The organism is Vibrio kyushuensis (assembly GCF_050337325.1).
Lineage (GTDB): Bacteria > Pseudomonadota > Gammaproteobacteria > Enterobacterales > Vibrionaceae > Vibrio > Vibrio kyushuensis.
This window is the reverse complement of record NZ_JAKJSV010000007.1, coordinates 231,266-254,144: the sequence shown is the minus strand read 5'-3', so window position 1 is coordinate 254,144 and position 22,879 is coordinate 231,266. Positions and strand designations below refer to the sequence as shown.

18 protein-coding genes and 2 pseudogenes are annotated in these 22,879 nt (G+C 42.9%); 12 read left to right on the top strand and 8 right to left on the bottom strand.

The genetic code is table 11. From position 1 onward, the window contains the following. Positions 1-54: 54 nt before the first annotated feature. The 4 genes and pseudogenes from L4D20_RS16905 (at position 55) to L4D20_RS16890 (ending at position 4,706) form a co-directional block, all read left to right on the top strand. Positions 55-1,136 (top strand): annotated as a pseudogene (locus tag L4D20_RS16905) (IS3 family transposase). A gap of 58 nt (positions 1,137-1,194) precedes the next feature. After that, complete coding sequence (locus L4D20_RS16900) at positions 1,195-2,148, top strand: NAD-dependent epimerase/dehydratase family protein (RefSeq protein WP_428802758.1); 954 nt, start codon at positions 1,195-1,197, stop codon at positions 2,146-2,148. Further along, positions 2,145-2,693, top strand: coding sequence for a sugar transferase (locus L4D20_RS16895; protein WP_428802757.1), 549 nt, complete (start codon positions 2,145-2,147; stop codon positions 2,691-2,693). Before L4D20_RS16900 ends, L4D20_RS16895 begins: the two co-directional genes overlap by 4 nt. Positions 2,694-2,774: 81 nt before the next feature. Beyond that, positions 2,775-4,706, top strand: a complete 1,932-nt coding sequence (locus L4D20_RS16890) for a polysaccharide biosynthesis protein (protein WP_428802756.1) — start codon at positions 2,775-2,777, stop codon at positions 4,704-4,706. Positions 4,707-4,748: 42 nt separating this feature from the next. Here L4D20_RS16890 and L4D20_RS16885 read toward each other — a convergent pair. The 3 genes and pseudogenes from L4D20_RS16885 to L4D20_RS16875 form a co-directional block, all read right to left on the bottom strand. Further along, positions 4,749-5,961, bottom strand: a pseudogene (locus L4D20_RS16885) (IS3 family transposase). After that, positions 5,955-7,295, bottom strand: coding sequence for a CDP-diacylglycerol--serine O-phosphatidyltransferase (gene pssA / locus L4D20_RS16880; protein WP_428802755.1), 1,341 nt, complete (start codon positions 7,293-7,295; stop codon positions 5,955-5,957). Before pssA ends, L4D20_RS16885 begins: the two are co-directional and overlap by 7 nt. Before the next feature lie 147 nt (positions 7,296-7,442). After that, entirely contained in the window at positions 7,443-7,904 is a 462-nt protein-coding gene (locus tag L4D20_RS16875; protein ID WP_428802754.1) for a GNAT family N-acetyltransferase, read from the bottom strand. A gap of 64 nt (positions 7,905-7,968) precedes the next feature. On the opposite strand from L4D20_RS16875, the gene murB reads away from it, so the two are divergent. Beyond that, a complete protein-coding gene (gene murB, locus L4D20_RS16870; protein ID WP_428802753.1) occupies positions 7,969-9,054 on the top strand; it encodes a UDP-N-acetylmuramate dehydrogenase in 1,086 nt (361 codons plus the stop codon). Continuing rightward, positions 9,054-10,055, top strand: coding sequence for a bifunctional biotin--[acetyl-CoA-carboxylase] ligase/biotin operon repressor BirA (gene birA / locus L4D20_RS16865; protein WP_428802752.1), 1,002 nt, complete (start codon positions 9,054-9,056; stop codon positions 10,053-10,055). The genes murB and birA overlap by 1 nt, the downstream gene beginning before the upstream one ends. 90 nt (positions 10,056-10,145) lie before the next feature. Here birA and L4D20_RS16860 read toward each other — a convergent pair whose 3' ends face one another. Then, positions 10,146-10,487 carry a DUF3135 domain-containing protein gene (locus L4D20_RS16860; protein ID WP_428802751.1) on the bottom strand — a complete coding sequence of 114 codons (342 nt, stop codon included), beginning with the start codon at positions 10,485-10,487 and terminating at the stop codon, positions 10,146-10,148. A gap of 407 nt (positions 10,488-10,894) precedes the next feature. Between L4D20_RS16860 and L4D20_RS16855 the strand changes: the two genes are divergently transcribed. Both L4D20_RS16855 and L4D20_RS16850 read left to right on the top strand, forming a co-directional pair. Beyond that, complete coding sequence (locus L4D20_RS16855; RefSeq protein WP_428802750.1) at positions 10,895-11,836, top strand: response regulator; 942 nt, start codon at positions 10,895-10,897, stop codon at positions 11,834-11,836. Continuing rightward, positions 11,833-12,810 carry a sensor domain-containing diguanylate cyclase gene (locus L4D20_RS16850; RefSeq protein ID WP_428802749.1) on the top strand — a complete coding sequence of 326 codons (978 nt, stop codon included), beginning with the start codon at positions 11,833-11,835 and terminating at the stop codon, positions 12,808-12,810. Before L4D20_RS16855 ends, L4D20_RS16850 begins: the two co-directional genes overlap by 4 nt. Positions 12,811-12,830: 20 nt before the next feature. Here L4D20_RS16850 and L4D20_RS16845 read toward each other — a convergent pair whose 3' ends face one another. After that, a complete protein-coding gene (locus L4D20_RS16845) occupies positions 12,831-13,448 on the bottom strand; it encodes a helix-turn-helix transcriptional regulator (protein ID WP_428802748.1) in 618 nt (205 codons plus the stop codon). A 311-nt stretch (positions 13,449-13,759) separates the two neighbouring features. Here L4D20_RS16845 and L4D20_RS16840 point away from each other — a divergent pair, with 311 nt between their 5' ends. The 3 genes from L4D20_RS16840 (at position 13,760) to L4D20_RS16830 (ending at position 17,582) form a co-directional block, all read left to right on the top strand. Next, entirely contained in the window at positions 13,760-14,053 is a 294-nt protein-coding gene (locus L4D20_RS16840; RefSeq protein ID WP_428802747.1) for a co-chaperone GroES, read from the top strand. A gap of 80 nt (positions 14,054-14,133) precedes the next feature. Next, positions 14,134-15,780, top strand: a complete 1,647-nt coding sequence (groL, locus tag L4D20_RS16835; protein ID WP_428802746.1) for a chaperonin GroEL — start codon at positions 14,134-14,136, stop codon at positions 15,778-15,780. Between the two features lie 356 nt (positions 15,781-16,136). Further along, a complete protein-coding gene (locus L4D20_RS16830; RefSeq protein WP_428802745.1) occupies positions 16,137-17,582 on the top strand; it encodes an ATP-binding cassette domain-containing protein in 1,446 nt (481 codons plus the stop codon). A 69-nt stretch (positions 17,583-17,651) separates the two neighbouring features. Here L4D20_RS16830 and glpX read toward each other — a convergent pair whose 3' ends face one another. Continuing rightward, positions 17,652-18,659 (bottom strand): class II fructose-bisphosphatase, encoded by a 1,008-nt coding sequence (gene glpX / locus L4D20_RS16825; RefSeq protein ID WP_428802744.1) that lies wholly within the window; start codon positions 18,657-18,659, stop codon positions 17,652-17,654. Positions 18,660-18,934: 275 nt separating this feature from the next. Between glpX and zapB the strand changes: the two genes are divergently transcribed. After that, positions 18,935-19,177 carry a cell division protein ZapB gene (gene zapB / locus L4D20_RS16820; RefSeq protein WP_428802743.1) on the top strand — a complete coding sequence of 81 codons (243 nt, stop codon included), beginning with the start codon at positions 18,935-18,937 and terminating at the stop codon, positions 19,175-19,177. Between the two features lie 113 nt (positions 19,178-19,290). Here zapB and metF read toward each other — a convergent pair whose 3' ends face one another. Both metF and L4D20_RS16810 read right to left on the bottom strand, forming a co-directional pair. Then, the gene (gene metF / locus L4D20_RS16815; protein ID WP_428802742.1) at positions 19,291-20,181 is read right to left on the bottom strand and encodes a methylenetetrahydrofolate reductase; all 891 of its coding nucleotides are present in this window, start codon (positions 20,179-20,181) and stop codon (positions 19,291-19,293) included. A 285-nt stretch (positions 20,182-20,466) separates the two neighbouring features. Further along, on the bottom strand, positions 20,467-22,878 hold the full coding sequence (locus L4D20_RS16810) for a bifunctional aspartate kinase/homoserine dehydrogenase II (protein WP_428802741.1): 2,412 nt from the start codon (positions 22,876-22,878) through the stop codon (positions 20,467-20,469). Position 22,879 lies beyond the last annotated feature (1 nt).

Genomic DNA, 22,879 nt, shown 5'->3' with positions numbered 1-22,879 from the left:
TTGGTCACTTAGTTAGAGGTGATATCATCACCTCATAAGTTAACAAATGACACTATGACAAAACGTACAAGACGACTATTTAACGCTGAATTCAAATTGGAATCTGCACAACTAATCCTAAATCAGAACTACTCTGTGACTGAAGCTGCTCAAGCCGTGAATTTTTGGACATCCACGATGACGCCTGAACAAATTGAAATACGTGAGTTCAAGAAGAAGTTAGCTCCTCTTGAAGAGCATAATGAAATATTAAAAAACGCACGGCTCTGTTGATGTAGACATTACTGAACAATTCTTGATAGTCAAAAAACTTAAGCAGAGCCATAGCATAAAGACATTATGCGAAGTCTTTAATGTTCACCGAAGCAGCTCAACTATTGGCGGAAACGACCAATAAGCATTGATACAGAATCAGTAAAGCTTCGTAGCTTAGTTAGCGAGGCTCACGGCGTCAGAAATGGCTCGGCGGGAGCTGGAATTATTGCTGACATAGTAACTAATCTAGGAGCGAGCTTGAGTCGCTACGAGTGATTAAGTTATTGAAAATATTTGGTTTGGTTGGGTTGGTGGTTGCCGGAGCATAAGTACCTAAGGGCAACATAGGGGCATGTTGAAATACCAAGTTACCTGAACCGTCAGTTCGCGGTTACTGTGCCCAACAAAGTCTGGGTTGGTGATGTCATTTATATTTGGATAGCTAATAGCTGGATGTACTTAGCGGCTGTTATAAACCTTTTCGCTCGAAAAGTGATTAGTTGGGCAATGTCGCTATCGCCTGATAGTCGATTAACCGGTAGGGCTATTTCAATGGATTACGAGTCTCGAGGTAAGCCACAAGGCGCGATGTTCCGCAGTGATCAAGGGGCTCATTATACAAACAGAAGATACCGCCAATTACTGTGGTGTTTCCAGATAAAGTAAAGTTATCTCGACAAGGAAATTGCTGAGGTAGTGTACGAATGGAGCGTTTCTTTAAAAGCTTGAAGACTGAATGGGTATCGACGGTAGGTTATCGTAGCTTTATTGAAGCTCAGCAATAAATTACTTGATACATAATTCAGTATTACTGTCAGCTCAGGCCCCATCAATATAATGCAGGGTTGACACCCAACAACGAGTTAGAACTATTGTTCTAGTTAAACTCTAAGAGCGTGGCCAATATCAGTTGACCACTACAGTATGGTAGGAGGATTATTGAAAATTTTAGTAACAGGTAGTTCCGGTTTTATTGGTGGCAAATTTGTAGAACTTGCCGAAAGTCAAGGTGATACTTGTATCAAGCAGGTCAGGACTCCAAAAAACGATCAAAAAGGCACATATGATTTTGTTGCTGAGTTGGCGTCTGAGACAGATTGGTCCACAGCGTTGGAGGGTGTAAAGTGTGTTGTCCATTGCGCAGCTTTAGTACATCAGACACAAGTGCGTTGCCCACTTGATCTATATCGTAAATCAAACACCCAAGGTACGATCGCACTTGCAAATCAGGCTGCGGAAAATGGTGTCGAACATTTCGTGTTCCTGAGCTCGATAAAGGTTAATGGAGAGTGTACTGAGATAGGGCATCCCTTTACTGCGAGTGTGAAAACACCCCCGATAGATCCGTATGGCTTAAGTAAGTTTGAGGCAGAGATTGCCCTAAAGGAAATTTATGAAAGAACAGGGATGAAAGTTACGATCATTCGTCCTCCTTTAGTTTATGGACCGGGTGTAAAAGCCAATTTTAGATCTATGTTGAAAATTCTACATAAAGGAATCCCATTACCCTTAAGAAATACTAGGAACCATCGAAGCTTGGTGTATGTCGGTAATTTAGTCGATCTTTTGTGGCAGTGTACTCGAAAGAAAAATTCTGGTTGCGAAACTTATCTTGTTTCTGATGGGACGGATGTGTCCACATCTCAATTACTAGTCGATATTGGAGAGGCTTTGGGTAAGCCTGCTAAACTGCTTCCTTTTCCTGCATGGGTGATAAAGTTGGGCACAAGCATCATAGGAAAATCAGGAATTAGCGAAAGATTGTACGGAAACCTACAAGTTGATATTTCAGAGACTACAAATAGACTTGACTGGGTCCCTCCATACAAATATAAAGATGCATTGCGCTCAACAGTAAAGCATTACGTAGATAACTTGAAGATTAACAAATGATACGCATATTAGATTTCACATTTTCCTTTGTTGCTTTATTCCTTCTTTGGCCATTGCTTCTAGTGGTCACTATAATAGGCGTCTTTGATACAAGTTCACCTATTTTCATTCAACAAAGGGTTGGTCGTTGTAAAAAGCCATTTAACTTGATCAAGTTTCGAACTATGTCTGTCGATACTAAGTCAGTCGCAAGTCATTTAGCTAGTAATAGTTCAATTACTCGTTTGGGAAGCATTTTACGAAAAACAAAGATTGATGAGCTGCCACAACTGATTAATGTCTTAAAGGGAGAAATGAGTTTGGTTGGCCCTCGTCCCAACTTGTTTAACCAAGAAGAGTTAATCAAAGAGCGTGACACCTTGGGGGTGTATGAGGTATTACCTGGAGTGACAGGTTTAGCTCAAGTGAAAAATATAGATATGTCTACTCCGCATTTGCTAGCGAAGACAGATAGACAGATGATCGATACATTAACGGTTAAACGTTATTTTAAGTATATTATTATGACTGCTACGGGTAGTGGTAGTGGTGATGCTGTGAAGTAGATAGTGTTATGTATGCACTTCAAAGACATTTATTGGTAACGCCAGTACAATACTGGCGTTAGTTTTATAAAGAGAACAATAATGGCTAGGCTTAATTTCCTTTGGGGTTTATCCCGCTTTCATAAACGCTTAATTAGTATTGGCATTGATGTACTTTTTATTGTTGTATCATTTCACGCAGCTTACTGGACTAGAATTGGCCATATTCAGCCATTAGATGAACCTTCAACGCAGTATGTGGTACTTGGTACGCTTGTTGTAACGATCGTCGCTTTTACTAAGCTTGGCCTTTATCGAGCTATACTCCGCTACTTAACCTTTCATGCCCTCGCTGTTGTGAGTATCGGCACGGTGATATCTGCGGCTACTGTATCGGTTTTAGCTTTTTATCTTGACGCTTCTGTTCCTCGCTCTGTGCCTATCATTTATGGGGCTTTTTTATGCCTGCTATGTGGTGGTTCAAGGCTCGTTGTGCGTGTATTGGTTGCCCAAGTGAACAGTAAAGGTAAGAAAAATGTACTCATTTATGGTGCTGGATCAGCGGGGCGTCAGCTAGCACTAGCATTAAGAAACTCAGACACCCATCACGTTGTAGCTTTTATCGATGAAGATAAAACTCTAGAAAATACCATCATCATGGGACTTAAAGTTAAGGACATTTTCTGTGCTGATTCTCTAGTTGAAAATAATGATGTTAAGCAAGTGTTACTCGCTGTCCCTAGCGCTTCAAGAGCTAGGCGAAAAGAGATCCTAGAAGCTCTCGTGCACCTTTCAGCAGAAGTACTAACTGTCCCTGATATGAAGGATATCGTTGAGGGTAAGGCTCAAATTGATGAGCTTAAAGATGTTGCGATAGATGATTTGCTCGGCCGAGATCCCGTTATGCCACAACAGGCATTGATGGAAGCGAACATTAAAAACAAAGTAGTCATGGTTACTGGCGCTGGTGGCTCTATAGGCTCTGAGCTATGTCGACAAATTCTCCGGTTACAACCTAAAGCATTGGTGCTATTTGAATTATCCGAATTTGGCTTGTATCAAGTTGATAGGGAGCTAAATCAGCTAGTTGAAAGTAAAGGATTAGATATCGAGATAGTACCTCTATTGGGTTCTGTACAGCGAATTAATAGACTAGCTACGGTTATGAGCAGTTTTAGTGTTCAGACTGTTTATCATGCAGCAGCTTATAAGCACGTTCCTTTGGTAGAATATAACGTTGTTGAAGGTGTCCGAAATAATGTATTCGGTACATACTACACAGCAAAGGCGGCAATTGAAGCTAATGTAGAGTCATTTGTTCTTATCTCTACCGATAAAGCCGTACGTCCGACTAATGTAATGGGAACGACGAAGCGGGTTGCTGAGCTTGGCCTACAAGCTTTAGCTGAGCAAGAAAATGCAAAGCAAGACGGTACACGCTTTTGTATGGTTCGCTTTGGTAACGTTCTTGGATCTTCTGGCTCAGTGATACCACTATTTAAAAAGCAGATAGCTAAAGGTGGGCCAGTAACGGTAACTCATCCTGATATCATTCGCTACTTCATGACTATTCCTGAAGCTGCTCAGTTGGTAATCCAGGCAGGAGCTATGGGGAAAGGTGGTGATGTTTTCGTTTTAGATATGGGCGAACCAGTAAAAATCACTGACTTAGCTGAAAACCTTATTCAACTCTCTGGACTTGAAGTTAAAACAGAAGAGAACCCATACGGTGATATAGGTATTGAATTTTCAGGTCTCCGCCCTGGTGAGAAATTGTTTGAAGAGCTGTTAATTGGCGATAATGTTGGACAAACTGCTCATGAACGAATCATGACGGCAAACGAGCGTTTCTTATTACTAGAAGATTACAATCAGCTAATTAGCTCTTTAGACTCTGCTTGCCATGACTTTGACCATGATAAGATTCGCCAGTTATTACTTGATGCACCAACTGATTTTAACCCAACAGATGGTATCGGAGATCTAGTTTGGAAAGCTCAGAATCATGAACTAGATGATGAAGTTATCCATTAAGTAAGCACTGACCCGTCCTGATTTGGGGTGACACTTTTTAACTTAAAACGCCCGATGCACCTCATCGGGCGTTTTGTATTTTAAAGCCGTGTGTGGCCTCATTTGATTATAGATCTCTATTTATTCCGCTACCATCTGTCTTGCCTGCTCAACATTCTTCGGCTTTCGCAACAGATAATCCATTTTTAAAATACCATTCACACGCTCAGCTAAAGCGTTCTGATAGCAGTCGTACCCATCGGTCATTGAGCACTCTACATTATATTTATCGTGCAGTACTTATTATTCTTTCGAGCAATATTGTGAGCCTCTATCTGAGTAATGTATAGGCCTTCCTTATTACGACGCCCTCGAAGAGCTCGTATGAAGGCTAATTTTACTGCGCTCGTTCGCACGTTATCATCTACATGATAACCAACGACTTTCCTAGAGTACGCATCCGTAATTAGGCTGACGTAGCTTTCCTCGTCGTAAGTAGGGAGGTAGGCAATATCAGCAACCCACAGTTGCTCGGGCTTCTTAGGCGTAAATCCATCTTTCACTTTGTTCGGATGACACTAAAAGCGGTGGTGACTATCTGTTGTTCGGTGATAAGCTCGTTTAACTACTAACAAGTAGGCGATGGTGCTTAAGTAAAGAGGTAGCCTCTACTAATGCTAATATTTTTTCGTTCCATCAAGTGTTTAGGTTTCCTTGTGCCGATTCGAGGCTGTTTAATTCGAACCTTACATACAAAATTCAGAGCAGATTTATCATTCCGGTACTGTCTGGAATCGACTAAACATTGCTTGTAATAAGCTTGTCGTGAGATATCAAGAATATGGCAGAGTTTGGTCACGGTGAGTTGAGCTACGACTTGCTCTTTGAGGGCACACCTTTGTGCTTTTTTACAACACGAACACCCTAGTCTCGCTCCATGATTTTGACGGCTTCTTCGAAGAAGTCAGCTTTCAATATTGTCTCTTCCAGCTGTTTTCTAGCTCTTTTATTCGCAGCTCTGGTGTTGGAGGAGAGTCGAACTCAGACATAGGTAATCCTTTTTAAAGAAATCGAGGCGCTCCTCTAGACCAATCAAGTCGACCGTGCTTTCGAAGCCACACTAATACTGTAAACAACCTTGAATTCCAAATTTGTCTTGAGCTTGTTTATACGTAAGTTCTCCCTTTCCTACCTGGTCAACAACGTCCAATTTAAAGGCGAAGGAATAGTCTCGTTGGGTTCGTCTAGTTTTGACTTTCTTACTACACCCTACAATATCTGCTTCAAAACCCTGTCTGCCTTAACTCGTGTGATCTTACGAATCAGCTTCTGTACAGGCATGGGGTAATGTTCAAGCTTCTCTAACTGACGATACGCGCAAATCATCTCTGTATGCTTTAAGATGTTCTCAACTTCTAACTCAAACTTTTCAGTTAAGTGATTGTAGTTATCTTGAATCAAAATCGCGTTTTCAAGATCAAGCTTCCATGCCCTTGGATTCAAGTTGTTGCCTGTCAGTAACATGTAACGCTTATCGACCCAAATACCTTTTAGGTGAAAACTGTTGCTATCGTGTTTCCAAAGGTGGATGGAAAGCTTTCGGCTGGCAATATTGGCCTCATTGGCTTTGGCAAACTTGCGTAGGTTCATTTCATAAAGATAAGGTAGCCCACCAATTGTTTTAAACGTCTCTTCTGGAGAGATGTAGAAATCATTAGCCGTCTTATCACCGACTACTATCGTAACCTTCACGCCGCGCTTGATTGCTTTTTTAACTTCTTTAGCAACACTGCGTGGGAAGTTAAAGTAAGGCGTACAAATAAAAATTTCATCTTTCGCAGCGGCAAGCAGTTGGTTAACACTGTTATTCAGTTTGTTACGACGTTTGCCTACGCCAACTAATGGTGTCACTGCGATTTGTTCGTTGCTGACAGATTCCGGTTTAAACTGATACTTCGATTGAGCAAGTGAAGACCGTAATTGGCGAATATCTACTTTTATGTCTTTGGTGGTTGGCTTGATTTCGCAAGCAAGGTTGTTCACCGCAGGGTGATCAATTAGTGAGTCACGAATAAAGTTCACCATGCTGTCTGCTAGGGCTGTTTGCTTTAGCACATGGTAGCGGTCAAATCGATAACGGTCTTGGTAATGAAGGTAGATGTTATTTAAGCTTGCGCCGCTGTAAATGACTTCATCATCAATAACAAAGCCTTTTAGGTGTAAAACCCCAAACACTTCACGACCACGAACAGGCACACCGTACACGGGTATCTTATGCTCATATTGGTCGGCAAATGATTTGTATATTGCTGCGTTGGTTTCAGAAGGAGCTGCGCCAATTAGACCGCGTTGCGCTCGATGCCAATCAACACAGACATTTACGTCTAAATCTGGATTCTTTTGCTTCGCTTTATACAGCTCAGATAAGATCTCACGACCTGCCTCGTCATCCTCAAGATAAAGAGCTACAAGGTAAATCCGTTTACTTGCCTCCTGAATCGCTTTTATTACGCGAGTTCGAAACTCTTGCGCTGAATACAGAACACTGAAATTCTCAGGCTCTAGGGCAAGGGTTGGCAGTTGAGTTAATGGATTCCTATTCACCATCATGCTGGAGGTATCACCTTAGTCGTTAAAAGCTGGGCTTAGTTTTCCAATAATGTTCTTCTGGTAAACGTAATAACCGCTGCGAAAAAATGCAAGAGACGAATATTACCAAACTTCATCGACCCTTTACCAGAAAAGGCGCATGGATGATTAATTATCGGCCTGAAACTGCATAGGAATGAGACTTCTACCACTATTTACGTAGCGTTCGAACAGATTTTTTAGGCTGTTAGGTAGTTTATTCGGCTCAATTGTGTGAAATTGATGATGGCTATAAAAGTGCTCTAAATGCTGATAAGCAAAACAATAATCACGATTTGACAGCTCATGTGCTTGGCAATGGTCAAGTAGCTGATGCCCAACACCTTGGTCACGCATCTCAGGAATAATTAGCATTCCCGTCAGTAATCGATACTGTTCAATGTTGCGAAACCGAACCACTCCAACCATGGTGTTGTTATTGGAAACCGTAATGATACGTTCATCTTTTTTTGCTTTGCCTGAAGGATAATGTGCTTTATACAATCGAGTCACTAATGGCACTTTAATAGGGTCTAAAACAGCAATTGTCAGTTCTGGCTGTACCTTGTTTGAAATGGGCAACTCACTCATTCTGACCTTCCTCTTATCTAATCATCGTGTTGTCATGTAGAATAACCGAAGTTTAAGTTACCCGATGAATCCCATGCAATCTCTATCTAACGCGAATCTTAGCTCTTATCATACTTTTGGCATCGAGCAGCAGTGTGAGCAGCTAATCGAAGTCTCTTCAATTTTAGAGTTGAAGGAAGCCTATCAAGCTGCAAAATGGTTACCTCTACCTAAACTTGTGCTAGGTAAGGGAAGCAACATGCTCTTTACTGAACGCTATGAGGGCGTTGTTATTGTGAATGGTTTGAAGGGCATTGAAGTTAATGAGACTCGCGATGACTATTGTTTACATGTGAACGGTGGAGAAGATTGGCCGTCATTGGTGAAATGGAGTGTGGAACAAGGTTATAACGGCTTAGAAAACCTCGCTTTGATCCCAGGCTGTGCTGGTTCTGCACCGATTCAAAACATTGGTGCGTACGGTGTTGAATTCAAAGATATCTGTGATTACGTCGATGTACTTTGTTTAGATAGTTTTGAAGTAAAGCGCTTAACCAATCAAGAGTGCCTATTTGGTTATCGAGATTCAATTTTTAAGCATCAGCTTTACCAGAAAGTTATCGTTGTGGCTGTGGGCTTAAAGCTAGCGAAACAGTGGAAACCCAATATTGGTTATGGGCCGTTAAAGGCATTCGATGAAGCGACGGTTACCTCCAAGGAGGTCTTTGATTGTGTTTGTCAGGTACGTTTAGAGAAACTGCCAAACCCGGCTGAAATGGGCAATGCAGGCAGCTTTTTTAAAAACCCAATCATTTCAATATCGACCTTTCAAAGTCTACAGTCCCGCTTTCCTAATATTGTTGCTTACCCTGCGATAGATGAAAACGGTCATGAAGGGATGAAGATTGCGGCAGGGTGGCTTATCGATCAATGCGGCTTAAAAGGTATGATGGTTGGTGGCGCGCAAGTCCACCCGAATCAGGCGCTAGTCATTGTTAACAAAGATAATGCGACGGCTAATGATGTGGTACTACTTGCTACAGAGATTCGTCAAGCCGTATTAGGCAGATACAACATAGAGCTTGAACATGAAGTTCGTTTTATGAGTGCCACTGGCGAAACCAATTTGAAGACCTTATTGAGTAAAAAAGCTCAGGTGGAGAGTAAGTGATGAAAGACCACAGCGTAAAATTGACGATTCTCAACATGCTTTCTCAAGGTGGCTTTCATTCCGGGCAAGATCTTGGTGAACAGCTAGGTATGTCACGTGCAGCCGTTGGCAAACACATCAAAGGAATCCAAGAGTGGGGGGTGGATGTCTATAGCGTGCAAGGGAAAGGCTATCAGCTTTCTAAACCGATGCAGCTTTTAGATGAAGCGTTATTAAAATCAAAAGTAGATGCACCATTAGAGCTTATCCCTATTATCGATTCCACCAATCAATATCTTCTCGATAGAGTGGATCAACTAGAATCAGGATCAGTCTGTATTGCTGAATATCAAGCCAAAGGGCGTGGTCGCCGTGGTCGTGAGTGGGTTTCTCCGTTTGGCAGTAATTTGTATCTCTCCATTTACTGGCGTTTAGATGCAGGTATGGCGGCTGCGATGGGCTTAAGTCTCGTGGTGGGTGTTGCGATTGTTGAAGCGTTAGAGAAGCTTGGCATTGATGGTGTAAAGTTGAAATGGCCGAACGATCTCTATTTTCAGGACAAGAAACTTGCGGGTATTTTAGTGGAAATGTCAGGTCAAGCAGGTGCAGCAGCAAATCTTGTGATTGGTATGGGTATCAACCTGAATATGGTTGCCGATAACCAAGATGATCAGGGAATAACTTCAAGCATTACTCAGCCGTGGGTGAGCTTATCTGAAGTGTGTAATACTCTTCCAAACCAACCGTCTATTCACCGAAATGATTTGGCAGCAACACTGGTCAATACGCTGCATAACACCTTAGATGATTACGAGATGCGAGGTATGACGGGTTTTGTTGAGCGTTGGAATCGCTTGGATAATTTCTTAGGTCGTAAAGTGAAACTGATTATGGGTTCACGAGAGATTGAAGGTATTGCGCAGGGTATTAACGAACAAGGCGCTGTGCTGCTTGAAACTGAGCAGGGAGTTGAAAGCTTTATTGGTGGAGAGATCTCTTTACGCAACAATGAAGCGAACTAATAGGTTAAAGGTACTGACTGGCATTCAGTCAGTTAGTACCCATAGATTTAATGATAACCTATAAACGATTACCCTTTAGTTTGGCACGAGCTATCGCCACTCTTCATCTCTAGGTCGAAAAGGGATAATGTCAGCACTCGATTGTGCAACTCTTCCATCTCCTTCTAGCACGCTTTGAAAGCGATACACCTGCTGCGATAGCTCTTTCATTAAAATAACATTTGCTTGGATTGGGTTTTTACAGCGGTCAACGACGCGATCTATATGACTTTGCTGTGCCCATAGGCGATCTTGCATTTCAGTAGAGGCGGAGAGAATCATCTCTTCACACATGTCCTTTTTAAACTGTACGAAGGCATCAGGGTGGTGTTTAGCTAAATCCACTAACTCATCAAAAGGTGGAAGAGTTTGATTTAAAGGGGAGGCATTCATGTCCATTTCCTCTATCTACAGCATTTATTGACTATCACAGTGCTTGATAGACAGTGTTTGATAGCTCTTTTATGTTGAACCGTTTTTCAACATTACCTTAAGCGTAAGCAATGAAATAGATTAAAGTTTGAACGAAAGTCTGCATTCTCAATAGTGAGACGGTGATTTGTTGCGCAATCAGTTGCTTTTCTATTCGCCCGATTATTGTTTATTTCTATGAATAATCAGTGAAAAATAGAAATAAACATGAGCAAAGCTCTAATTTTACCATCGATACCTTTACCGTCTATTTAACATGGTGTATTGATTGGGGCTTGCTGGAGTGATCTTCATTCCAAAATATTAATAAGGGCAAGGGGATACACTCCCTGTTCCTCATAACTGATGATCCTGAATAGCCATTAATCATGAATATTCTTATCTGCGATGATTCGGCGCTTGCGCGAAAAATGCTAGCAAGAAGTATCGAGCTATTGCCTAATCAAAACGTGCTGTTTGCCGAAGATGGACAGCAAGCTTTAGATCTCTTACATCAATACTCGGTTGATGTGCTATTTCTTGATCTGACGATGCCAGAAATGGATGGCTATCAAGTCTTAAAGCTCATGCCTCATAGTTATCCTACTAAGGTTGTTGTTGTTTCTGGTGATGTTCAAGCCCAAGCGATGAGTCGATGCATGGATTTAGGCGCTTACACCTTTATTCAAAAACCATTCTCCAACAGCTACGCCGCTGAAATATTCACTCGCCTTGGGCTTATCTTCAAAGCTAACGGTGTTCGAGTTGATGATATTTCCCCACAAGTGAAATTTAAAGAAATTGCCAACATAGCCCTAGGGCAAGGGGCGGCCAGTTTAGCTAGCGTTCTTGGTGAGTTTATCCACCTACCTATTCCAACGGTCAGTACTATTGAGAAAGCAGAACTGGACATGATGCTACGTGATGCTCTATACCGCGATGGAGTCAAAGCAGTAACCCAACGCTTTGTAGGAAGTGGTATGCATGGTGAAGCTTTAATTTGTTTGCATGGACAAGGGATTAGTCACATTGGCGAACGGTTAGGTTTTACCAGTGAAGATAACTCCTATAACGAAGTGGTACTCAATGTCGCCAATTTGTTTGTTTCCTCTTTTATGACCTCACTATGTGACCAAATGGATGTCAGTGTTTCACTGCGTCAGCCTGTCGTTGTGGATAGCCGAGTGTACGCCAAGCCCAGTTGCTTAGGAGATGACACCTTGGCGCTTGAGTTTATTTATCGAGACGATCAAGCCTTTGAGTGCGAAGTGTTATTTATGTTTGATCGTGAATCAGAACAAGTCATTAATCGTGTTATGGAGTCAATATGAGTCTTGAAGGCAACTTTGATGTGGTTGAAGAGCTGCATTGGTATACCCAAGTCATCGACACTATGGACGTCGGGATTTTTGTGCTCGATCTTGAGTTTAACGTCATGGCGTGGAATCGCTTTATGCAGTCGTACAGCGGTATCCCTTCTGCTGATATTTTACATAAACCGCTGTTTAGCGTTTGCCCTGATCTTCCTCAAGCGTGGATGGAAGCAAAATGCAATGCCACGACGACATTAGGAACTCAAGGCTTCTCTTCATGGGAAGACAGGGCCTATATTTTTGAGTTTCAGAATTTCTCTCCAGCCTCTCGTGGATTAGAGCAGATGCATCAGAATATGGTGATTACTCCGCTAAGCTCTTTGTCTGGTCAGGTTTCGCATTTGTGTGTGATGATCAGTGATGTGTCGGATATTGCACAAAACAAAATGCTGCTTCATGAATCTAACCGTAAGCTTGAGCATAAAAGCCGTATCGATGGTTTAACCGGGTTACTCAATCGAGCATGTTGGGAGCAGTCTTTAATCGATGAGTGCAATAAGCTTAAAGTTGATGATGAACGAGTTTCGACACTCATTATGTTCGATATCGATTTCTTCAAGCGTGTTAATGATAATTATGGTCATAGTATTGGTGATGAGGTGATTCGGCATACCGCGTTACTAGCAGAAAAGACTTCAAGAGGCAGTGATTTTGTTGGTCGATATGGAGGGGAAGAATTTGCAGTTTTATTGCCAAATACGTGTCATGAACAAGCGCTCTATTTTGCTGAAAGGCTGCGAAAACGGGTTGAGGAAAGTGCCATAAAGACGGCTCAAGGGACGATTAATTACACAATTAGTCTGGGTGTCAGTGAGTTCAATCGAGAAATGATTGAGACCGCCACGCAATGGATTGAGGCGGCAGATACCGCGCTTTATAAATCGAAAGATAACGGACGAAATATGACGACCGTTCATTCCTTAATGGCTTAAACCGAGCTCGCTTCTATTGTTTATGCTTGTTTGATGAGGTAGGCGCAGCGTCTTTGCCCCTGTACGATATGTTCAGTGCGATTAACCTGATAGTCATCTCCAAGTAGCGATTGAAAGACATTAAGTTCAGAGGCGCAAAGCACAGGGCTACGAGTAGCAGCCTTGCAAATAGGGCAGTGATTCTCAATCAGCAAGTAACCAACTTCAAGTGGCTGTAGCTCTGCCATATACCCTTCACTTCGACGTTGCTCGACAATTACCTTCAGTTTCCCTTCTAAAGAACCACTACTTGAGATCAGTTTTTGATAGTTAGTGAGTGTTTGCTTCTCTCGTTCAGCTGCAATTTTCTCTAGACCATCTTGGCCAAAGAGCCTCTCAACCGCATCAATCATTTGAATGGTTAGTTCACCGTGACGATCGGCAAACTGAGCATGGCCTTTGCTTGTTAATGACCAATGTCTTGTGGGTCTTCCCACTTTCACTCTTATATCGTGATAACTGAGTAGCCCTTCATCTTCTAAGATCTGTAGATGTTGGCGCGCACCCATTGTGGTCATGTCTAAATCAAGAGCCAACTGCTTTGCGGTGATCTCTCCATTTTCTTTAATCGCCTGCAGTATTTTTTCGCTACTTTTCATCTTTCCCTCGCATCCGCTGTTTAATTATGCGGTAACGGTTTAATTATGTCGTATCGATTTAATAAAGCAAAGAATTTACTATTGAGATTCATCCAAGCCAAAGTCAGTTACAGCGTTAATTTGCAGGTTTGGTCACAAAAAAACGGCCTCGCCCCCTTGGGATTATTTGTTATGCCCCCACATCAGTTTCACAAGCTGAAACACCTTTGAAAACAGATCCATTGAAAACAGATCCATTGAAAACAGATCCGTTGAAATAAAGGGTGTCAGTATTTATCAAACCTCATGGAAATTTTTAGGAGAGACGACCGATGAACATTCGTCCATTACACGACCGAGTTATCGTAGAACGCAAAGAAGCTGAATCAAAATCTGCTGGTGGTATCGTACTTACCGGTTCTGCTGCGGAAAAATCGACTCGCGGTACAGTGGTTGCTGTGGGTAAAGGCCGCATCCTAGAAAACGGTTCTGTTCAAGCGCTAGATGTAAAAGTAGGTGATGAAGTGATCTTTGCTGAAGGTTACGGCACCAAGACTGAAAAGATCGACGGCAAAGAAGTCTTGATCATGTCTGAAAATGACATCATGGCGATTGTAGAAGCATAAGCATTCGTTGAGTAATTTACTTTTCTCATCAACATTTACTTTCGAGTAAATCGTGAATAAAAAATTTAAAGGAAATAAAGATGGCTGCTAAAGACGTAAAATTTGGTAATGACGCACGAGTAAAAATGCTAGAAGGTGTTAACGTTCTGGCTGACGCTGTAAAAGTAACGCTAGGTCCTAAAGGCCGTAACGTTGTTCTCGACAAATCATTTGGTTCACCAACCATCACGAAAGATGGTGTTTCTGTAGCGCGTGAAATTGAATTGGAAGATAAATTCCAAAACATGGGCGCACAAATGGTTAAAGAAGTTGCTTCTCAAGCAAACGATGCGGCGGGTGACGGAACAACAACAGCGACAGTACTTGCTCAGTCAATCATTACCGAAGGCCTTAAAGCGGTTGCTGCGGGTATGAACCCAATGGACCTTAAGCGCGGTATCGATAAAGCAGTTGTCGCAGCAGTTGAAGAACTAAAGAATCTTTCTGTTGAATGTAAAGATACTAAAGCCATCGCTCAAGTAGGTACTATCTCTGCAAACTCTGATGAGACGGTTGGTAACATCATTGCAGAAGCGATGGAAAAAGTAGGTCGTGACGGTGTTATCACTGTTGAAGAAGGTCAAGCTCTACAAGATGAGCTAGACGTAGTTGAAGGTATGCAGTTTGACCGCGGTTACCTATCTCCTTACTTCATCAATAACCAAGAAGCGGGTTCTGTTGATCTAGAAAGCCCATTCATTCTTCTTATCGACAAGAAAGTATCAAACATCCGTGAATTGCTTCCAACTCTAGAAGCGGTTGCTAAAGCATCTCGTCCACTTCTAATCATCGCTGAAGATGTAGAAGGCGAAGCACTTGCTACGCTTGTAGTGAACAACATGCGCGGTATCGTTAAAGTGGCTGCTGTTAAAGCGCCTGGTTTCGGTGACCGTCGTAAGTCAATGCTTCAAGACATCGCTATTCTAACTGGCGGTACAGTGATCTCTGAAGAGATTGGTCTGGATCTTGAAAAAGTAACGCTAGAAGACCTTGGTCAAGCTAAGCGCGTAACCATCACTAAAGAGAACTCAACTATCATCGATGGTGCGGGTGAAGAAGTGATGATTCAAGGTCGCGTTGCTCAAGTTCGTCAACAAATCGAAGAAGCAACGTCTGACTACGATAAAGAGAAGCTTCAAGAGCGTGTTGCTAAACTTGCTGGTGGCGTTGCCGTTATCAAAGTTGGCGCAGCAACTGAAGTTGAAATGAAAGAGAAGAAAGACCGTGTAGAAGATGCACTTCACGCAACTCGCGCAGCGGTTGAAGAAGGTGTTGTTGCTGGTGGTGGTGTTGCACTTATCCGCGCAGCATCTAAAGTGGTTGGTCTTGAAGGTTCTAACGAAGAGCAAAACGTGGGTATCCGCGTAGCACTTCGAGCAATGGAAGCGCCAATTCGTCAAATCACAACTAACGCTGGTGATGAAGAATCAGTGGTAGCTAACAATGTACGCGCTGGCGAAGGTAACTACGGTTACAACGCTGCTACAGGCGAATACGGTGATATGATTGAAATGGGTATCCTAGATCCAACAAAAGTAACGCGTTCAGCACTACAGTTCGCAGCATCAGTTGCGGGTCTTATGATCACAACAGAAGCGATGGTGACTGACAAGCCACAAGACGCTGGTCCAGCTATGCCTGATATGGGTGGCATGGGCGGTATGGGTGGCATGCCGGGCATGATGTAATTTGTTGTTTATCTTGTCGCTGTAAAGCTTGATAGCGGCGTCGAAAGTACTCATTTACTAACGTAAACTCCGTGCTTTCTTCTTGCTCTAAAACGTTACAGCTTAAAGATAATTAGACAAATATCAGATAGAAAACCGAGGCTTATTAGTCTCGGTTTTTTTATGTCTGTCATTTGAGATGTTTGTAATGTGAGGGGATTTAAGCTTGAGGTTAATATTTTTTGAAACCGATGGTGATGTGCTACTGGAAATTAATGTCGTTATTTTGCACTATGGATACAAAGACTTGAAAAATTGAATACAATATTTCGAGTCCCCCAAATAACCACAGGAACAAACAATAACAAGGATAAGTTATGCACATTCAAAAGCTTCGCTACGAGAGTGAAGCCATTTCGCTGAAGATTGATGATTGGAAGCTTGAACCAAAGCAGCATTGGGGGATCTTCGCTGCCCACAGTCACAGTGCTTCGTTGGTGGCTCAAATCCTAAGTGGGGAACTAACGCCTGATAGTGGTGATATCTTCGATCTTCCTAGTCCAATTGCATGCGTCTCTCTAGAAATGCAACAACAGCTATTAGAAGATGAAATTGCTAAGGACGAAACGGACTTTCAAGACAGTCTGGATTACGGAACGTCAGTAGAACAACTGTTGTTAGAAGTAGGTTGTGAGGTCGAAGAGCTTGAAGCGATGTTAAAACAAACGGATCTTCAAAATTTACGTCAACGTCAGTTTAGACAGCTATCGACAGGGGAAACTCGCCGAGTGATGCTTGCTCGAGCATTAGTACAAAAACCACAACTGCTAATCCTTGATGAACCTTATACCGGCTTAGATGCAAAGCATCGTGTTGCCTTGACTGAATTGCTTAATCAATGTGCCAACCAAATACAGTTAGTTATTATCACCTCACGAGAAGATGAGTTGCCTAAGTGCATTACTGATGTCGCACTGTTTGATCATCAAAGCCTGACTCAAACTATGAGTGTCGAGCAATGGAACGATCACCCTGTAAGAGAACAAATTCAAGCGCTATCTGAACAGAAAAGTGAGGACTTACTTCGACTTATGGCAGAGAAAACGGGTGAATTTAATTATCCTGAAACTCTCGTTTCGATGAATGATGTAAAAGTCGAATACCTAGATGGTTTGATATTCAAAGATTTCACTTGGCAGGTTAAGCAAGGTGAACATTGGCAGGTCCGTGGCCCTAATGGTTGTGGGAAAAGCACCTTACTTGGGCTGATTTTGGGTGACCATCCTCAGTGCTATTGCAACGATATCAGCGTATTAGGATTTAAGCGTGGCAGTGGTGAGAGCATCTGGGATATTAAGCGCCAAATCGGTATCGTCTCATCAGCTCTGCATCTGCAATATCGCGTGGGTTGCCAAGCGTTGGATGTACTGTTATCCGGCTACTTTGACTCAATAGGACTTTACGATCAGCCAAGTAAAAAGCAGATAGAATCGGCGCATCAATGGCTAGAAGTGCTGGAAATGAACGAGTTTGCTAATGTCAGCTTTCGTAGCCTAGATTACGGTCAGCAGAGGTTGTTATTGATTGGACGTGCGTTGATTAAACAACCTGCACTACTGGTACTTGATGAACCTTACCAAGGGCTTGATTTTATTAACCGTAAACTGGTGTATTTCGCGTTAGAGCGTATTGCTAAAGCGAATCTGAGCCAGCTTTTGTATGTGACTCACTATCAAGAAGACGCGCTAGATGCGATTACCCACTTCGTGGACTTTGTACCTGATACAGAGGGGCATAAGGTAGTGGTTACTCACTCGGAGTAATTCTTGCCAGATGTGACGATCAAAAAAGGCTTCCAGAATGAAGCCTTTTTCTATATCAATACACGCTAATTAAAGAATATGATCACGTACTTCAGCGTCTTTACGCTCTAGGTAGTGAATAGACTTAATGCGTCGAATCGTACGGCAGCGACCACGGATCACTAACGTCTCTGTTGTTGCGATATTACCTTGGCGAGTGATGCCTTCTAGAAGGTCACCTTTGGTGATGCCTGTTGCTGCAAAAACAACATCATCACTGCGCGCCATATCTTCCATTTTTAGAACGATATTTGTCGTTACGCCCATTTCAGCACAACGTTTTAGCTCTTCTTCACCGAACTTACGGTTCTCTTCTGTATCACCCTTAACTTCGTGGCGAGGAAGGAGCTTACCGTGCATGTCACCGTCAAGTGCGCGAATAACAGCAGCAGAAACCACACCTTCAGGTGCGCCGCCGATGCAGTACATCACATCAACTTCGCTGTCTGGCATACAAGTTAGGATAGAAGCGGCAACATCGCCATCTGGCACAGCAAAAACGCGTACGCCCATCGCTTGCATATCTGCAATCACTTTATCGTGACGAGGCTTTGCAAGAGTGGTAACTACTAGCGTATCCAGAGTTTTACCGAGTGCTTTAGCAATGTTCTCTAAGTTTTCTGTTAGTGGTTTATCAAGGTCGATACAACCTTTAGCGCCAGGGCCAACCACGAGTTTTTCCATGTACATATCTGGTGCTTTCAAGAAGCTACCTTTCTCGCCAGCAGCAAGAACAGCAAGAGCGTTCGATTGGCCCATCGCTGTCATGCGAGTACCTTCGATAGGGTCTACTGCGATATCAACAGCATCACCACCTTTACCTACATTTTCACCAATGAAAAGCATCGGAGCATCATCAATCTCACCTTCACCGATAACGATCTCACCGCTAATTTCGGTTTTATTTAGTAGTGTGCGCATAACTTCAACAGCAGCGCCGTCAGCAGCAATTTTATCGCCACGGCCAAGCCATTTATAACCTGCTAGTGCAGCACCTTCAGTAACTCGTGAAAAAGCCAAAGCTAAGTCGCGTTTCATGATGACTCCAAAATAAGAAAGGGAATAGGAAATTTCGGCGCGATTTTACCACATCAAAAAGAAAACGTTTGCATTTTTGTCTAATCGCTTCCAATTGAGGGATTTTGAGTGAAATTTACTGGCTTATCGGTACGCGAGTCAGGTGTTTGTCAATATGCGTATGAATTTTGAGCGAATGATATGAATTATCGAATATAGCACGTGTTTATCAGCGCACGGCTGAGTAGAATGGGGGTAAGAGCAACACTCACCATATAATGTAAAGGTAGGCTAAAATGTCTTTTGAAGTATTAGAGCAACTGGAAGCAAAGATTCAAACAGCAGTAGACACAATTTCTTTGCTACAAATGGAAGTTGAAGAATTAAAAGAAGAGAAGCAGCAACTAGCAAGCGAAGCGAGTGAGCTGAAAGCCAACCGTGAAGCTCTAGAGCAGAAAGCAGAACAGATGCAACAAGAGCAAGCTGCATGGCAAGAACGCATCCGTGGTCTACTTGGCAAAATGGATGAAGTAGAATAAGCGTTACGTTTATTACAGCTTGGTTTATTTGAACTAGGCTTATTACAGATTCAATAAAAACGCCAACGAGAGATCGTCGGCGTTTTTGTTTTTATAGATTGTGTAAAGTCGTACTAACCTTGTGGGCGAACACCTAGCGTATGACACAGTGCATATGTCATCTCAGCTCGGTTTAGTGTGTAGAAGTGGAAGTCTTTTACACCTTCACGGCTTAGTGTTCGAACCATATCGATCGCTTGACTAGCACCAACCAGTTGACGAGTTGTTGGGTCGTCATCTAAACCTTCAAATTGTTTTGCCATCCAGCCCGGCACTTTTACGTTATTCATCGCAGCAAAGCGAGAAGCTTGCTTGAAGTTAGAAACTGGAAGTATCCCCGGTACGATTTCAGCATCAATACCAGCCGCTACACAGCGGTCGCGAAAACGCAGGTAGCTTTCTACATCAAAGAAGAACTGCGTGATCGCGCGATTTGCACCCGCATCAATCTTACGTTTAAGGTTAATTAAATCTGCTTGGGCACTTTTTGCTTCAGGGTGAACCTCAGGGAAGGCTGCTACTGAAATATCGAAATCGTGACGCTCTTTAAGTAGCGTAACTAGGTCTGACGCATACATCTCTGGTGCGCCGCCACCTGCTGGAATATCGCCACGCAGGGCAACAATGCTTTGGATGCCATTATTCCAGTAGTCATCAGCAATTTGAATTAGCTCGTCACGAGAGGCGTCGATACAAGTTAGGTGAGGGGCAGCAACAAGGCCAGTTTGATCTTTAATATCTTTGATGATGGAGTGAGTACGGTCACGTTCACCAGAGTTTGCACCGTATGTTACAGAAACAAACTTAGGCTGTAGAGTTTTCAGACGGTGAACAGAGTTCCACAACGTTTCTTCCATCTTCTCACTGCTTGGTGGAAAAAACTCGAATGACACATTGATGCTATCTGAAAGCTCAGCAACATTTTGATTTAGTGCGTCTATGTGACCTGCGTGTGTATATCCCATCTTACTCTCCCTGTGATCAATCCAATCACCAAACTTTTGAAATCGACGTTTAGACGTCTATATGTCTACAGGATGTAATGAATACGTTTTAATGTCAACAGCGTGACTATGAATTTTTCTCATGTAGATGATGAGACTATTTCAATCAGGACTGATTAAAAAATTCAAGGGGAAGAGGGAGTATCTAAAATAAAGGATTAGAAATGGCTCTAATCCTTTATTGATTTTATTTTTCGGAATATAACCTTTAACTTTTAATAAAAAGCAGAGGCTTTGGCTATTACTCTATAACTGACTCGAAAGTAGGTTTAAGTCAGACTGAATCGCCCCTGCGGTGACTTCACGTCCAGCACCTGGGCCACGAATTACTAGTGGGTTGTCTTTATACCACTTACTCTCAATGGCAAAAATATTGTCACAAGGCAGCAGGTTCGCAAGCGCGTGTTCTTTATTGAGCGCTTCAATTCCTACAGTTGCATCACCATTTTTTTCTAGTCTTGCTATGTAGCGTAGTACTTTATCTTCGCGCTGAGCTTTCTCTAAACGCTCGGCCAAAATTTCGCTCAGTAGCGCGCTCTTATCAAGAAAATCATCCAGTGGCAGGTCGGCAAGTTCACGAGGAACAAGAGACTCAACCTTAACGTTTTCTGGTTCAATATTAAGCCCAGATTCACGAGCTAAGATCACTAGCTTACGCATCACGTCTGATCCATCTAGATCAGCGCGTGGGTCGGGTTCGGTTAAACCTTGCTGCCACGCTAAATCAACCAACTCACTAAAGGGAACTGAGCCATCAAACTGCTGGAATAACCATGACAGCGTGCCAGAGAAAATTCCAGATAGCGCCATGATGTCATCACCACTCTCACGCAAATCGCGCACAGTGTGGTTAATCGGTAAACCAGCACCTACTGTTGCATTGTACAGCCAGTGGCGGTTTATCTTACTAAACGCATCTTGAACTTGATTGTAGTACTGGCTTGATGCTGAACCTGCCACCTTGTTTGCAGAGATCAGGTGCATACCTTGCGCTGCAATATCGAGGTATTGATTAGCCAAAGCTTTACTTGCAGTGACATCAAGAACAATCACATCGTCATAGCCTTGAATTGCTCCAAGACGCTCTATCCACTCTTTACCATCGTTTGCTACTGCTTCATCACTAAAGTGCTTTTCAACGCTGCTAGCATCGATTCCTTGGTCATCAAACCAATAGGTCTGGCTATCGACAACCGCGACAAGGTTAAAACTCATGCCTCGGCGTTTTTCAAGTTCACTTTTTTGCGTTGAAAAGAGCCCAAGCCAGCTAGCGCCAATATTGCCTTTACCACATAGGGCAATCGCAACTCGTTTTTGTGCTTGGAATAGCTGACTGTGGATAGCGTTAACTAATGGGGTAATCGGTGTTTTACGTGTGACGGCAACCAGACTTAATCCAGATTGAGCCTCAGAGATAAACTCAACAGGTAATGACTTTAATTGCTGATAGAAGCCATAGCAGTGATTTGGATTCTTGGTTACACCTGCGCCAACAGCAGCCACTAGCGAATAACCTTCCTTGAGTTTAATTTCAGCTTCAATCGCGGCATCTTGCAAGTGGCTTAAAGCACCGCTGGCAATTTCCGCCGTATAAGCAAGGCGAAGTTGGTATTGATCTGCTTGAGCTTCATAGGCAAGCGGCTCTAGTTGAGTACGTTTCAGACTTTGAAGAACTTCTGCTTCTAACCGTTCAAAGTCATGACTATGAGCAAAAGAGAGTTGAATCAGTAGCACTTCATCAAGTGAGGTAATGATTTTTGCTCCGCGACCAGACGCCAGTACACGCTCGATACGTGTAGAGCCTGATTCTGCTTGATAGCTACAGCGCAGGTGAAGATCCATCGAGCTTTGAGCAACAGGCTGTAAAGTGCGGCTATGAAGTACAGGGGCGGCAAGACGTGCTAGCTCACTTGCTTCATCTAAGCGAAGAAGAGGGAGCAGGCAGGCATCGTTTACAATGCGTGGATCAGCGCTATACACGCCAGCTACATCGCTCCAAATGGTAACTTGAGAAACCTCAGCTAGTGCGCCGATCACCGTCGCTGAGTAGTCAGAACCATTGCGGCCAAGCAGTACAGTATGACCTTGGCTATCTTGTGCCATGAAGCCTGTGATCACTACTCGATTGTGAGTGTGTTGAGCGAGTACATCTTTGATTAATGCGTAAGAGCTTGCGCGATCAACTTCAGGTTGAGTACCTGCTTCGGTGCGTAAAAATGCACGCGCATCTTGTGATACGGCATCAAGCTTATGTTGAGTTAATAAATTCGCGAGTAATCGAGCCGACCAAACTTCACCGTGGCCTAAAACAGCGGCACGTTCTGCTTCTGTTAGAGGTGCGGTAAGTTCGCCAAGCGTACTAAATTCGTCATTAATTTGAGCTATTAATTGCTGCTGGGTGTCACCAGTGAGCAGTGTGTTAATCAGTTCAATTTGAAATTTACGCAGTTCTTGTAGTGCTTCATGAGCAAGGCGACCATCTTTTGATAGCGCATCTACAAAAGCAATTAAGCGGTTGGTGGTCTTTCCGGCTGCTGAAACAACAACAAGATCATCACTCTGTGAGTATTCCTTTAGAATATTAACAACGCGCAAGTAGCACTCAGGATTAGCTAGGCTACTGCCACCGAACTTATGTAGCTGACGTGAAACAGTCATT